11 protein-coding genes are annotated in these 15,226 nt (G+C 42.1%); 8 read left to right on the top strand and 3 right to left on the bottom strand.

Annotated elements, in window-relative coordinates; translation table 11 throughout:
* Positions 1-648: 648 nt before the first annotated feature.
* Positions 649-3,288 carry a TonB-dependent receptor gene (locus EXT47_RS10180; protein ID WP_130126528.1) on the top strand — a complete coding sequence of 880 codons (2,640 nt, stop codon included), beginning with the start codon at positions 649-651 and terminating at the stop codon, positions 3,286-3,288.
* A gap of 102 nt (positions 3,289-3,390) precedes the next feature.
* Positions 3,391-4,947 (top strand): tryptophan halogenase family protein, encoded by a 1,557-nt coding sequence (locus EXT47_RS10175; RefSeq protein WP_165383806.1) that lies wholly within the window; start codon positions 3,391-3,393, stop codon positions 4,945-4,947.
* On the opposite strand, the gene EXT47_RS10170 is transcribed toward EXT47_RS10175, so the two are convergent.
* Positions 4,913-5,653: a DUF6445 family protein gene (locus EXT47_RS10170; protein ID WP_130126526.1), complete on the bottom strand. Its 741-nt coding sequence runs from the start codon at positions 5,651-5,653 to the stop codon at positions 4,913-4,915. The genes EXT47_RS10175 and EXT47_RS10170 overlap by 35 nt on opposite strands.
* 290 nt (positions 5,654-5,943) lie before the next feature.
* On the opposite strand from EXT47_RS10170, the gene EXT47_RS10165 reads away from it, so the two are divergent.
* Positions 5,944-6,654 carry a SapC family protein gene (locus tag EXT47_RS10165; protein ID WP_130126525.1) on the top strand — a complete coding sequence of 237 codons (711 nt, stop codon included), beginning with the start codon at positions 5,944-5,946 and terminating at the stop codon, positions 6,652-6,654.
* Between the two features lie 128 nt (positions 6,655-6,782).
* Here EXT47_RS10165 and EXT47_RS10160 read toward each other — a convergent pair whose 3' ends face one another.
* A complete protein-coding gene (locus tag EXT47_RS10160) occupies positions 6,783-7,265 on the bottom strand; it encodes a hypothetical protein (RefSeq protein ID WP_130126524.1) in 483 nt (160 codons plus the stop codon).
* Between the two features lie 253 nt (positions 7,266-7,518).
* Between EXT47_RS10160 and EXT47_RS10155 the strand changes: the two genes are divergently transcribed.
* From EXT47_RS10155 to EXT47_RS10135, 5 genes are all read left to right on the top strand, one after another.
* Positions 7,519-8,547, top strand: coding sequence for an isoaspartyl peptidase/L-asparaginase family protein (locus tag EXT47_RS10155; RefSeq protein ID WP_039492281.1), 1,029 nt, complete (start codon positions 7,519-7,521; stop codon positions 8,545-8,547).
* A gap of 85 nt (positions 8,548-8,632) precedes the next feature.
* Positions 8,633-9,061, top strand: coding sequence for a CBS domain-containing protein (locus EXT47_RS10150; RefSeq protein ID WP_010375537.1), 429 nt, complete (start codon positions 8,633-8,635; stop codon positions 9,059-9,061).
* A gap of 153 nt (positions 9,062-9,214) precedes the next feature.
* Positions 9,215-13,108 (top strand): ATP-dependent RNA helicase HrpA, encoded by a 3,894-nt coding sequence (gene hrpA, locus EXT47_RS10145; RefSeq protein WP_130126523.1) that lies wholly within the window; start codon positions 9,215-9,217, stop codon positions 13,106-13,108.
* 81 nt (positions 13,109-13,189) lie between these two features.
* A complete protein-coding gene (locus EXT47_RS10140; RefSeq protein WP_010375541.1) occupies positions 13,190-13,573 on the top strand; it encodes a PleD family two-component system response regulator in 384 nt (127 codons plus the stop codon).
* A gap of 9 nt (positions 13,574-13,582) precedes the next feature.
* Positions 13,583-13,873 (top strand): PilZ domain-containing protein, encoded by a 291-nt coding sequence (locus tag EXT47_RS10135; RefSeq protein ID WP_010375543.1) that lies wholly within the window; start codon positions 13,583-13,585, stop codon positions 13,871-13,873.
* A gap of 60 nt (positions 13,874-13,933) precedes the next feature.
* On the opposite strand, the gene EXT47_RS10130 is transcribed toward EXT47_RS10135, so the two are convergent.
* Entirely contained in the window at positions 13,934-15,124 is a 1,191-nt protein-coding gene (locus EXT47_RS10130) for a class I SAM-dependent methyltransferase (protein WP_010375545.1), read from the bottom strand.
* Between the last annotated feature and the right edge of the window lie 102 nt (positions 15,125-15,226).

Here is a 15,226-nt window from a genome sequence, read left to right as displayed (position 1 = left end):
ACTTCTTACTTCTTACTTCTTACTTCTTACTTCTTACTTCTTACTTCTTACTTCTTACTTCTTACTTCTTACTTCTTACGAATAAAAGCAATAAATTTTACTGATTCAAGATACGATCATTAGAAAATCAACAAGTCCCGTAATTGGGTATTCAAATTTGTGCAAAAGATAGTGATAACTAACTCGCTAATCTTAGATTTTATAAGCCTTTGTCATAAAAATTTCTCTTAAAAGAACTAGACAGTACTAACAGATAAACCTATAATGACAGCGTTGTCATTGATATTGATTCTCATCTTTAGCTTCTGCCCAAGCTTGATGAGGGAATTGAATACACATCCCCTTATGTGTATTCAGATAATTAAAATGTCCCTTTATTGAGACAATTCCATCTTAAAACCCTACAGCAGCAAAATTTTTTGTGCTATTCTCCAATCGTTTTTGTAACAAACCATATCTTGGCTATATTTAAGTTTATATTTATCAATAAGATATATATCTATATGAATATTTTTTGAATAACAGGCCAAAAAAATTGTAGCGAATATGTAATTTAGGGTGTATGGTTTGTTATTAGATGACAGCGTTGTCATCATCACTGGGCAGAAGTGATTTAAAAAACCAACAAAATGATTCAAGGGGAATCCTGTGTTAGCTAATAATTTCAAAAAAAGCTTACTAGCAGTGAACGTCGGTATCGCACTAGGTGCGGGCTTTTCAGGCGTTGTAGTTGCAGAAGAAAGTCAAAGCCAAAATCAAGTACAAGAAAACGTAGAAGTCATTGAAGTTCGTGGTATTCGCCGTTCTTTAAAAGAATCTATCAATACCAAGCGTTTTGCAACGAGTGTTGTTGACGCCGTATCTGCAGAAGATATCGGTAAGTTTCCTGACAGCGATGTAGGTGAAGCACTTGGTCGTATTCCAGGTGTTGCGGTAAACCGTCAATTTGGACAAGGTCAACAAGTATCTATCCGAGGAGCTTCAAACCAATTGACACTGACCACTTTAAATGGTCAGTCAGTTGCGTCGACTGGTTGGTATGACCAACAAGCAATCGACCGAAGCTTCAACTATACATTGTTACCACCTCAATTAATCAGCGCTATCGAAGTATTTAAGTCTTCACAGGCCGATTTAGTTGAAGGAGGAGTGGGTGGTACTGTTAACGTTAAAACTCGCAAACCATTAGATTTGGACTCAAACTCAGCGTTCTTCTCTGTTGAAGGTGAATATTCAACAGAGTCAGAAGAGACAGACCCTGGCCTCTCAGCGCTTTACAGCTGGAAAAATGCTGATGAAACTTTTGGTGTGATGGGGGCGGTTGCGTATGAAGATTCTACATATGTACGTCGCGGAAATGAAGCGTCTTATGGTTGGGATGGTGCGGAGTCAGTAAACTATTTCGAACAGCAGCGTGAAAGAACTTCTATCGATATCACTGCACAGTACGCACCAACAGAAAATTCAGAGTTTGTCCTACATTACTTGGGATTAGAGCTAGAAGCTGATAACGCTAACAACAGTATTTTCTTATTCACAAACTTGAATAACTGTGAGAAAAAAATCGCAGTGTCAGATGTCTGTACTGTTCGTTCGAACACAGCAGAGAATCCAGCGCCAAACCGTGCATTCTTACAAACGTTTGCTCGTTTTGCTTCGATGGAATCTGAAGTTATTGATTTAGCCTATAATTATCATGGCGACAACTTTAAGGTTGAGACTCGTTTAGGCTCAACTTCAGCTGAAGGTGGAACGGATTTAACAATAAACCACGCAGCATACTTAGGAACTGCGGCAGATCTTAACGGTTTAGTTTTAGATAACTCAGGAAAGGTATCTTCGGTAAATCTGCCAAAAGGCGGCTGGAATATTTCAGAGTTTGATCCAAGTTGGGACGATCGAGGTCTGCAAAATTGGGCTTCTCAAAAAGCACCAAATAAAGATGAAGAAACATATTTCCAAGCAGATCTTACCTACAATCTAGATCATGATTATATTACGTCAATAAAAGCAGGTGTTCGTTGGACCGATCACGAAGTAGAAAGAGATTCGTATCGCCCAACGCATAATACACACAATACTATCGACCCAACGCAGTTTTGGACTGGTAGTGATACGTCAGGAACGGATGCAAATGTCGCAATTCCGACACCAGACATTAATGCAATGAGAGCAAATGCAGAAGCAACTTTTGGTACTTGGTATCATGACCGTTCAGGTTATTCTACGGTTGAAGAAGAAAACTTAGCTATTTACTTAATGGCTAACTATTCAGGCGAAAATTACAGAGGTAATTTTGGTTTGAGATATGTATCAACAGATGCATCGTCTAAATACTTTGCGCCTATGCCAGGTTTTGTTGATCCAAATGGTATTGGTCAAAACAATGGTCTGAGCTCAAGCATTGTTGAAGATAAAGGTGATTACAGCGAAATCTTACCTAGCTTTAACTTAGCCTACGACTTAAGTGAAGATAGCATTGTACGTGTTTCTCTAGCACAAGTTATTTCTCGTCCTAACTACAACGATATGTTTGCAGCGACGCAGATTGCAGGTTATGGCGATACTCAGCGCGGTAATGAGACGCTTACAAAAGGTAACCCTAATCTTAAGCCGTTTAAAGCGACTCAAGCTGACCTAGGATATGAGTATTACTACGGTGATGCAAATATGATTGCAATCACATTGTTCTACAAAGATGTCAGTAACTTTACGACTAGTGAAACTACGTTGAACCAATCGGTTGGAATTGTTGACCCTGTGACTGGTCAAGATAACTGGCAGGTAAACACTCAGGTTGATGGTGATGGTGGTGATATTCTTGGTTTTGAATTCCAAGTTCAGCACGAACTAGGTGGTGGATTTGGCACGCTATTCAACTACACCTATGCTGACGGTTCTGTTGATGAGTCGAACTTCTCTGATGCTGTAGGCTTATTCTCAGATAGTTCTGAAAACACAATCAATGCGGTTGCGTATTATGAGCAAGATGATGTAAGCGTAAGACTTGCTTACAATTGGCGTTCTAAGTATATGATCCGTGAGACTGGCTTCTACGGTAACCGTATGCACGATGATTATGGATCACTCGATTTAACCGCAAGTTACAATGTTACTGACGCAATTACGCTACGTTTTGCAGCTGTGAATTTGACTGAGGAAGATAGTGTACAGTATGGGGTGGCTGAATTCCCTGCTGGTACTAAGCCATCAATTCGTGACGGCTATGCTGCTTGGTCATATAAAGGGGATGCGAGATACTCTCTTGGTGTTGATTTCCGCTTTTAAGATTTAGCATACTATCAAGGAAGCCCCTATATGGGGCTTCTTTCTATTTAGCAATATAGAAATTCGGTTTTGATGTTTTACTATGTTTCGTAGGTAATTAATTTGAAAGAAATTAGCAAGGTCGTAATCGTTGGTGGTGGGACGGCTGGATGGATTGCTGCGTGTCATATTGCCAAAAAATTAAACCCTAATGAAAATGACAATATTTCAATTACTTTATTAGACTCGCCTGATATTCCGACCATCGGAGTTGGAGAAGGAACCGTCCCTGTAATTAAAGACACGCTAAAATACTTTGGAATAAAAGAAAGTGATTTTATAGGTCAATGTGATGTCACTTTCAAACATAGTATTAAATTCGTGAATTGGTGTCATAATCCATCGGCAGTAGAAGAAGATTTTTATCATCATCTTTTTGATTTCCCAAATATTCGCCCTTTTGATGTAACACCTCATTGGTTATTAAATAAAGAGTTAGCCAGCAAAAAGTATGCAGATTTAGTATCGGTACAGTCGTATATTTGTGAAAAAGCATTACCACCAAAACGGTTATCAGATAAAGAGTTTTCTGGACTCTTTAATTATGCCTATCATCTTGATGCTGGCAAATTTACAGAGCTTCTGCGTCAGCATGCAATACACAAGCTTGGTGTTAAGAATCTTAAGTGTAATGTCACAAAGGCTAACTTAAATGAAGAGCACTTTATCGAGTCTTTAGAGCTCGACAATGGTGAAAGAGTGAAGGGAGATTTCTTTGTTGATTGTTCCGGTTTTCAATCGTTACTGATTGAACAGTCACTTGGAGGGAAGTTTATTGATAAAGGGAGTGAGCTTTTAGCAGACACCGCATTGGCTGTTCAAGTTGATTATGATACTCCAAATGCCACGATCAAACCTTACACGACTTCAACCGCCCAAAAATATGGGTGGATTTGGGATATAGGCTTAACAACACGCAGAGGAATAGGGTATGTTTATTCCAGCAAGTATCAAACAGAGGAGAGTGCGAGATCTACCTTACTGAATTATATAGAAGATAGTAAGATGCTCAGCCAAGTCCGAAAATTGCCAATGAAGGTTGGATACCAGCAAACGCCATGGATAAATAATTGTGTGGCTATGGGGCTGTCACAAGGGTTTGTAGAGCCATTAGAAGCTACAGGTTTGCTTATGTTTGATGTTACAGCAAGGATGTTTGCAGAAGCTTTTCCGAGAGATGTAGAAAATATTAAACTTAGGCAAAAGCGTTTCAATGAAGATGTTACGCAGATGTGGGAGTCAACGACCGACTTCATCAAACTTCATTATTATTTATCAAAAAGAGATGATAGCGCTTTTTGGATTGATAATAGAAATGAAAACTCGTTATCGAATGAGTTAAAAGAAAAGCTACAACTTTGGCGTGCTAAAATTCCTTCTCAATTCGACTTCCGTTCCAATTTAGATCTGTTTCGTGTCAGCAATTATCTCTATGTTCTATACGGCATGAATTATTATACCCACCTTTCGATTCAGCCGCCTTCGGGAGAGGCTAGTGCATTATCGAAGCTATTGGAGGATATTCAGAAAGGAGTAAGCTATTGCAGTAATAACTTACGAGGGCACAGAGAAACCTTAGAGCATATTAAACGTTCGGTAGTTCACGTCGGTCAAAAATAATAAAACTCGTAATCGTTAAACGTCCATCTAATATTGCGTCTGAGCTAAGTTGCGATTCCGCGAGACACGCTGAATGAAGTCGAGTGCTAGGGAAAGCCACGATGCGGCCAAACTCAGCTTCGATATAATGAGTTCTGTCAAAAAGCGGATGGTGACTGGAGATATATTGTTTTTCTTTGTAGCCACCTTGTGACAGCTCAATATCTAAGTGATCTCGATAGCGGTCATGATTTGCACTGATAACTTCCTTCACTCCCGTCGATTTGTGCTGGTAAAAGCCAGTCCCACCAAATTCACCACCACAAAGGTAATGAACCAATGCTATTTGGTTTGAGTTTAAGTTATCGAAGTGTGGAATTGTTTGATATGCATGAAGTTCTTCATTTGATTTGGTGGCAATTGCATAATTACAGCTGATACGTTTAATTGATTCTAGCGATGGTGATGCACCAAAATAAGGAGCCAGTTTAAGTGCTAATTCCTTAACAAATTCAAAATAGTCATTTGAAACTCGAGCCCATAAGCCTGGATAACTGTTTATCGGTTTTACCCAATCAGGACGATAACTTGGCGCTTGCTGTTTCCACACTGTGCTCATATTGCCAAAGTCCATATAAATCATCGGTGTGTCTCTTTCACAAGGCGACAATTGAATGGGTTTAACCTTTTCAATAGATTGTATATGTTGTTTAATTGCTTCGTTCATTTAGCTCTCTTTTTACACTAGGGAAGTTGGCAAGACCATCAATATATCAAACTCTTAACTAAGAGTTTAATATATTTCTTTACTTCTTTAGTCAGTGATTCACACGATGCGTTTAGATTGATTTTTAGACAGATATTCAAGAATATAGGCGAGGTAATTATTTGGTTTTTAGTTGCCATAGTTAGCGGTATCTCTTCTCATAAATATTTAACTTCCAATTTGCCCCGAAAACCGCTAGCCTTAGGGGCAATAAATAAAGTAACAAATACGTAAAATAATGGAGCAGTATTATGGCGGAACAACAAGTGCAGCCTTTACACAACGAAAAGCACGCGAATATTAAAGTAAAAAATGGCGTGAACGTTGATTTCCTTAAAACTCAGCACTTAATGCCTGTAGTGGCGCATGAGTTTGCGCGTGTAGCGACAGAATTCCCAATGGCGTTTGTTAAAAACACTGAGTCAGGTCAATTTCAAGCGGTTGCTATGTTTAGTCTTCAGCCTGGTGAAAACCTATTTGTTGATGGTGATAAGTGGACTGGCAGCTTTGTGCCAATGGCCGCAGCACGTTACCCGTTTGGTTTGGTTAAGCACCCAGAGCAAGATCAGTTTGGTATTGTTATTGATGAAGCAAGCCCGCTAGTTGGTGAAGAGGAAGGCAATGCGCTTTTCGAAGACGGTAAAGAAACTGAATATCTAGGTCGTCGTAAAGAAGCGTTAGTTAGCTATGTTGAGTTTGCTCGCGTAACTGAAGCGTTTACTCAGTATCTCGCTGACAAAGAGCTTCTAGTTCAACAAACACTAACGGTGGAAATCCGTGGTGAGAAAAAAGACATCAACGGTATTTACCTTGTGGATGAGCGTAAGCTAAATGAATTAGGTGACGAAGATTTCCTAGAGCTACGTAAACGTGGCTATTTAGCACCGATCTTCGCATTCTTAACTTCTACACATCAAGTAGCGCGCCTTGCTCGTATGAAGGCACAGCGCGAAGCGAGCTAATCGCTTTTAGATATAGAACGATTCGATAGAAGCGCTTCCAGAGAGAAGCGCTTTTTTGTGGATGCTATTTTATAAGTGCTATACCAATTTGCTCCTTCAAATTGAGCAAGTATTAAGACAAATTGGTATTACTTAGCGTTTGGAATAGGGCAGTATGAACCGCCACGAGGGATCCAGACCGAGCGTGTTTCCCAACGGCAGTTATATGCTACTCGGCGTTCTTCTTGTTGAGTTGAAAAAGTATCATGTTGATGAACATAGGCACCTCCAGGCACCTGATAGTTTGGGATCGGATGAGGAATAGTCCAACCTCCGGGGCAGCTTTGTGTCGCGAGTACGGTTTTAGTTTGCCATAAAGTATAGGGACCGTAAGGTTCACCTGCTATTAATTTGTAGTGGCAAGTCTTATAACTCACATCAACGAGCTCTGTACGGTAGTCACATACCCACACACGTCGCTCATCCCAGTAGCCACCGCAGTCAACATTGTTTACTTGGGTGTCATAAAAAGTGTTGTAATCAATAACTTTAATTTGCTCTTGAGTAGAAGCGGCTTGAGCAGTACCAAGCAGTAGTGTGCTAAAAGCTGCAATTTTTAGAATGTTTTTCATATCGATTCCTGTCGAATTTCGTTATTTTATTACTTTGAGTTATTTCAAAGTAATAAATATGTTTCCATTTTGTGGTCGAAATAACAACCATGAATTGATTGAAAAATATTCAAATTTGCTGTTGTGTCTTGCTGCTCATGAGTTTCTTTCAACCACACTGTAAATAGGTTAGCTTGACAATTTTAACGCGAAAGCTTGCATCGTTCTAAAATTCACCTCATGCTGAAGTTTAACAACGAACCAAGGTATAAAAATGAAAAAAATCTCTTTGTTAGCAGCCTTATTAGCCTTGTCGGCGACAGCTGCTGTCGCTGACGAGAAAGCGCCACCGTTTGCGATCGCCATTCATGGAGGAGCTGGTACGATTGAGCGCAGTAACTTCACACCAGAAAAAGAAAAACAATACAAAGCTAAATTAAAAGAAGCCGTTGAAGCGGGGTATAAGGTACTAGAACAAGGTGGAGAAAGTCTTGATGCAGTGACGGCTGCCATTAATATTCTTGAAGACTCGCCTTTTTTTAATGCTGGTAAGGGGGCCGTGTACACTTATGATGAAGGGCATGAGCTAGATGCGTCAATCATGGATGGTCGTAATCGCCAAGCGGGCGCTGTGGCGGGGGTGAAGCACATTAAAAACCCGATCAACCTGGCAAAAGAAGTGATGCAGCATTCAGTACATGTCATGCTAAGTGGTGAAGGTGCGGAAGACTTTGCTAAGAAACGCGGTTTTACGTTAGTGGAAAACAGCTATTTTGACACCGATGCTCGCTATCAATCGCTCCTAAAGGCGAAAAAGCGATTGCAGATGAAAGAAGCGGCAACCAAAGACTATCAGGCGGCACACCAACAATTAGAGAGCCAATATAAGATGGGAACTGTGGGGGCTGTCGCACTCGATAAGCAGGGGAATTTAGCGGCTGGAACGTCAACAGGTGGCATGACGGCTAAACGCTTCGGACGGATAGGTGACTCACCGGTGATTGGTGCGGGCACATTTGCGGATAACCGCTCTTGTGCTGTTTCAGCAACGGGACATGGCGAGTATTTTATTCGATATAATGTCGCAGCTGATATTTGTGCTCGTGTCGCTTATCAAAACAAGTCGATTGAAAAAGCGGGGCAAGAAGTGATTTTTGATACGCTTTATCCAATTGGTGGCACGGGAGGGGTGATCATAGTTGACCCTAAAGGAAATATTAGCATGCCATTTAATACCGCTGGAATGTATCGTGCGAGCAAGTCGTCAACAACACCGACCTATGTTGGTATTTATAGCGAGTAAAACAATATTTCGTTGAGATTAAGCAAGTTCTTCAAACGCCAGCTACTATTATCATGATAGCTGGCGTTTTTAATGGAGATGAGCAATGCAATCAATAAAAGTCGCAGACTACTTAAATCATCGCCCCGTAACATTCAAACAGGACATGCGCGTAGAATCAGCTGTAGAAAAGCTGCTACAAAGCGGCCAGTCGGGCGGGCCGGTTATAGACGAAGCAAGGCGGGTTATTGGGTTTTTATCTGAGCAGGATTGTCTCAAAAAAATGTTAGAGGCGACCTATCAAAATGAGTCTCATAGCGTGGTGTCCGATGTGATGACAAAAGAGCCTCTGTGTGTAAAACGCGAAGACAGCATAGTGCAAATGGCAGATTTGATGATTTGTAATAAGCCCAAAGTGTACCCGGTAGTTGACGATGAAGGGCGCTTACTTGGGGTTATTAGTCGTGCAAATGTGTTATTAGCGTTGGATAAGCATTTACATGATGCTTATGTCTCTGGTCACCGCTACGTATAAAGCGATGAAATTTACGAGCTGTTAAGGTAACCCATGAGGAGTTGCCTTGAGAATAACAGCAAAAATCTCAATTCCTAACCAAATTTAGTTGGGTTCGTCTAATCTGATTTGATAAACTACACGGCGTTTTATGTAATCACAAGGTGTCGTGTAGTGCAGGTTGACTCGCTGTTCAAAGAGCTAAATTCATGTCTTAAAAAGGATCACTTCATCCTCAAAAAGCGCCTCCATGGTGCGAAAAAAATTACCGATCAAGAAAAGCAAAAGCAGGTAGTCGCAAAAGTAGCGGCTGCGATTGCAAAAAGCCAAGAATTAAAGGTAACAAGAAGTGCCAATATTCCAGCAGTAGAGTATCCTGAGCAACTACCCGTCAGCCAGAAAAAAGACGACATCAAAGCAGCCATTGCGAATAACCAAGTGGTCATTGTTGCCGGTGAAACAGGCTCGGGGAAGACCACGCAGCTGCCTAAAATTTGTTTAGAGTTAGGTCGAGGCGTGGATGGCTATATTGGTCATACACAACCAAGAAGACTAGCGGCAAGAAGCGTATCTACCCGTATCGCAGAGGAAATTGGCTGCGAGATGGGGCAAGAAGTTGGATTTAAAATTCGCTTCTCAGATCAAGTCTCTGACAATACATACGTAAAACTGATGACCGACGGTATTTTGCTCTCAGAAATTCAACAAGACAGATTCCTCAACCAGTACGACACAATCATTATTGATGAAGCGCACGAGCGTAGCCTGAATATTGATTTTATTCTGGGTTATTTAAAGCAGCTGTTGCCGAAGCGTCCAGATCTTAAAGTGATTATCACCTCAGCAACCATTGATCCTGAGCGTTTTTCCAAACATTTTAGTGACGCACCTATTATTGAGGTGTCAGGACGAACTTATCCAGTAGAAGTGAGATATCGTCCAGTTGAAGATGTAGACTCAGAAAATGGCGAAGCAGAAAATGACCAGTTGCAGGGCATTTTTGATGCGGTTGATGAGCTGTGTGCCGAAGGACCTGGGGATATTTTGGTATTTATGAACGGTGAGCGTGAAATTCGTGACACCGCTGATGCGCTGGCAAAACGCAATTTAAAAGGCGTTGAGATTTTACCTTTGTATGCGCGCCTGTCTAATGCCGAACAAAACCGCATTTTTGCGCCCCATAGCCAACGGCGCATCGTATTGTCTACAAACGTTGCAGAAACGTCATTGACCGTACCAGGTATTCGCTATGTTATCGACCCGGGTACTGCGAGAATAAGTCGCTATAGTTATCGAACCAAAGTGCAACGCTTACCGATTGAAGCGGTATCACAAGCCAGTGCAAACCAGCGTAAAGGTCGATGTGGGCGTGTGGCATCCGGTATTTGTATTCGTTTATATTCTGAAGACGACTTTTTAGGGCGTCCTGAGTTTACCGATCCTGAAATTCTAAGAACCAATTTAGCTTCGGTTATTTTGCAAATGCTGGCACTTGGACTTGGTGATATAAGTCAATTCCCTTTTGTACAAGCACCTGATAGCCGTAATATCAAAGATGGTATGTCGTTACTTGAAGAGCTGGAGGCGATAGTTCCTGCTCAGCGCAGAGAAAAAGCCAAGCTCACAGAATCAGGTCGTAAACTAAGTCGCTTACCCATAGACCCAAGGCTTGCCAAGATGGTGATGTCAGGGGCACAAAACAACGCGCTTTGGGAAGCGATAGTGATCACGGCGGCACTGTCTATTCAAGACCCAAGAGAGCGTCCTCAAGATAAACGTGCAGCAGCTGACGAAAAACACAATCGCTTTGAGTGCGAACACTCTGACTTTGTCGCATATCTAAATCTATGGAATTACATCGAAGCGCAGCAGCAAGCACTGACGCGTAACCAGTTTAGAAAGCAATGCCAAAAAGACTTTTTGGCCTATATGCGTGTACGTGAATGGCAAGATATTGTATATCAGCTGACTACGGTGTGTGAGGAGCTCGGCTTTAAAATAAATAGCAGTCCTGCAAGCGATGAGGCTGTCCATCAATCATTGCTAAGCGGTATGCTTAGCCATATTGGTGTGAAAGACGAAAAGCAAAAGCAAGTGTTTAAAGGCGCACGTAACAGCCAATTTCATATTTTCCCCGGTTCAACACTATTTAAGAAAAGCCCTAAGTGGCTGATGTCTGCGGAGCTTGTGGAAACCAGTAAACTTTATGCTCGGGTTAACGCCAAAATCGATGTAAATTGGATTGCGCCAATCGCCAAGCATTTAGTTAATAGCAGCTATAGCGAACCGCATTGGGAGAAAAAGGCTGGAGCGGTTATCGCATTTGAACAGCAAACCTTATACGGCTTGATCATCGTTGGCCGCAAGCGCACGGTGTATAGCGATATTGATCCTGTGGTTAGCCGAGAGATATTTATTCGTGAAGCGTTGGCAAATGGTCAACTTGGCCAGAGCGAAGGTTTTTTAAGCGCAAACCAAAAATTGGTTGAAGAAGTGCAGGCGCTTGAAGATAAAGCGAGGCGTCGCGATATCCTAGTCGACGAAGAAGATGTGGTTGCGTTTTATAACGATCGAATTCCACAAGACGTAAATAATCGTGCTGCGTTTAGTAAATGGTGGCGTTCACAAAAGCAAAAAGACAAACGCTTTTTGCATATGACGCGCGATCTGTTAATGAAGCATGACGCCGAACATATCACGGATACTCATTATCCAGATACGTGGCAGCAAGGGCATTTGATCTTGCCTCTCAGTTATCACTTTGACCCAGGCCAAGCACTAGACGGCGTGGTGGTCAATATTCCTCTGGCACTATTGAACCAAGTTCAAGATGAAGGTTTTGATTGGCATATCCCTGCGCTCAGACATGAGCTGGTTTGTGGGCTTATTAAGTCACTGCCGAAGACCTTAAGACGTAACTTTGTGCCGGCACCAAATTATGCCGATGCTGTGCTTGCCGCCGTTGAGGTAATGCAAGGCTCATTTATAGAAGCGGTGGCCAACCGTTTACTCAGAATGACAGGTGTCAAAGTCGCCGAGTCAGATTGGGACGTTAGTTCACTTGAGCCGCACTTAAAAATGCAATTTCAGGTAGTTGATGACAAAGGCAAGGTGATAGCCCATAGCTTTGATTTATTGGCACTTAAGGCAAAGTTGCAAGGGCAAGTGACCGAGACGCTTTCGCAAGTGGCAGAGCAAGGGATTGAGCAGACGGATATTCAGCAGTGGGATTTTGGCGAGCTGCCAGAGCAATATACTAAAAAGCAAGGCAATTATGAGATTAAGGCTTTCCCTGCATTAGTCGATAAAAAGCAAAGTGCGGCTATAGAACTGTTTGATAACGAAGTAAAAGCCCAAGCGGCGCATCAAGCAGGATTGCGCCGTCTTGTGCTACTCAATGTTCCTTCGCCTGTTAAATACCTGCAGCAACACTTACCAAATAAGGCTAAGTTAGGATTGTACTTTAACCCCTTTGGTAAAGTGCATGATTTAGTTGATGACTGTACGCAAGCTGGGGTTGATAAGTTGCTGCGTGCATTTGGTGAGATCAGAGATGACGTCGCGTTTGAAAAAGCCAAAGAACACATTCGAGCTGAGCTAGGTGACACTGTAGTTGAAATTGCGAAGCAAGTTGAGGCTGTGCTTAGTATTGCCCACAGTATTAACAAGCGTATGAAAGGCAGAGTGGATCTCACGATGATCACCGCGCACGGCGACATAAAATCTCAGTTATCCGGTCTTATCTTTAAAGGCTTTGTCACCGCTCATGGTGCTGACAAAATCTCTGATATTTTGCGTTACATGAAAGCGATTGAAAAAAGGCTTGAAAAACTTGCGGTAGATCCAAACAGAGATAGGCAGTGTGTACTAGAATTGGAAAAAGTTGCTGCGGCCTATCAAGACAAGTTGGCAAAAATTCCTTCTGGATTACCTGTACCAGAGTCGCTTATAAATATTTTTTGGATGCAACAGGAACTTCGCGTGTCTTTGTTTGCTCAAACATTAGGAACGGCTTACCCAATTTCGGCTAAACGCGTTCTGAATTCGATAAAAGAGTGCGAAATATAAACTTGCATTTTAGAGTACGACAGTTACTTTATTATATGAGGAAGTAAAGTTTTGGATTGTGAGAAGGAAGCGGCATTGAATATGTCCACACGAGAGAAAAGGAAAAATGCACCGCATCTGCTAGTGGTCGACGACGAGTATTTTAACTATGAAATGCTCGAAGTGGCGCTGTCAGGGGCGTTTGAGCTGAGCTATGCAAACTCGGGCACGAGTTGCTTGTCTAATGCGATTGCTGATCCTCCAGATGCTATTTTGCTTGATGTGTGTATGCCGGGCCTTGACGGTTACGACACCTGTCGAATGTTGAAAAATACACCAGAGACGAAGGACATTCCTGTATTAATGGTATCTGGTTTAGAGTCCGAAAAAGAACAAAAAGCGGGATTCGATGCCGGCTGCGATGCCTATGTGGTAAAGCCATTTTCAATGCAATCGCTATTAGAAAAAATAAAATCAATGGTGTAGGAGCATTATATGATCAATGAAGATAAACGCCGTTTTATGCGTATGTCGGTGGATGCAGTAGCAAAATTAACCGAGCTTGAGTCGGGTAAAGTGCACCAAGGAGTTTGTCACGATTTAAGCGCCACAGGGTTGTCGGTGACAGTGAGCGACCCAATTGAAGCAAATTCAACCGTTGACATTTTCATTGATTCCAGTGGCGATATGATCCAGCCGCTTAGTGCTCATGCAACCGTGATCCGTTGTAGTCAAGAGCAGGACGAACAGTGGATTGTAGGGCTTGAAATCACTAAGTTTAATTAGATTACCTAAGCCCTAAAGGTGGTATTGAAGTTTCCTCCGATACCACTGTAAATTGCTAAATCAATAGACCTTACAAATTAGGCCTTTTAGGTAAAAGCCTTCTGGATAATTACCCGCAATAGGGTGGTCGGCTGCTTGATTTAATCTTTCCATAATCAACAATTCTTTACCGGCATCGAGCGCAGCGTCTGCAACGACTTTCTGGAACAGGTTTTGTTCCATAAGGCCAGAACATGAGAAGGTGAGTAATGTGCCACCTGGCTTTAATATCTGCATGGCAATCATATTGATATCTTTATAGCCACGACAAGCACCGTTAAGCTGCGCCTTACTTTCTGCAAACTTTGGCGGATCCATCACGATAGTATCGAATTGACGACCCTCATCACGATATTGTCTTAGTAGTTTGAACACGTCTTGCTTAACAAACTCAGCCTTCGATAAGTCTAGTTCATTATGTTCTACATTGCGTTTAGCTGTGTCGAGTGCTGGCTGCGAAACGTCAACGTTGATTACTTTACTACAGCCACCGCGCAGCGCATAAAGGCCAAATGTACCGGTGTAGCAGAAGCAGTTAAGCACTTCTTTATCTTTTACAAAGCGTTCTAACGCGGCTCGACTGTCGCGTTGATCTAGATAAAAGCCAGTTTTATGGCCGCCGATGATATCGACTTCAATCTTTAAACCATTTTCGCTTATAAGGACTGGTGCGGTTGGTGCGTCGCCTGCAAGCGGTCCGGTAATTTTATCAAGGCCTTCTTTTTTGCGCACATCAACATCTGAGCGCTCGTAAACATGACAATCAGGAAATAGTGATTGCAATGCCATTACTATTTCGCCCTTGTGGCGCTCGGCACCAGCGCTTAGCAACTGACAAACCAAGTAGTTATCAAACTTATCAATTGTTACACCTGGCAGCCCATCTGACTCTGCGGCACACAATCTAAAGCCAGTTAAACCACCTTCCGCGATAACATATTCTCTGGCTGCTAGTGCACGTGCGAGTTTTTGCTCAAAGAACGCTTGGTCGATATGTTGTGATTCATCAAATGTCCAAATTCTGGCTCGGATCTGAGAGTCTGGACTGTAAGCGGCTGTCGCGAGGTATTTACCCTCATTGCTGTAAATCTTAACGGTATCGCCAAGGGCGGGTTTACCTTTTACTTTTTTAATGGCCTTTGAGAAAACCCAAGGGTGTTTTCTGTTAAGGGATTTTTCTCTGCCTGGTTGCAGATATAGCGCGCAAGTCATATATTTTCTCTAATCTTTCCTGATAGCTGCCATTTTAGTGAAGGGTGTGGCAACATACAATCAGTAATGCCTTTCCCGCTGAATTTGTGTGGGTTTATTTGT

The organism is Pseudoalteromonas sp. CO342X, from assembly GCF_004208915.1.
Lineage (GTDB): Bacteria > Pseudomonadota > Gammaproteobacteria > Enterobacterales > Alteromonadaceae > Pseudoalteromonas > Pseudoalteromonas maricaloris.
This window is presented reverse-complemented; position numbering and strand designations above follow the sequence as displayed.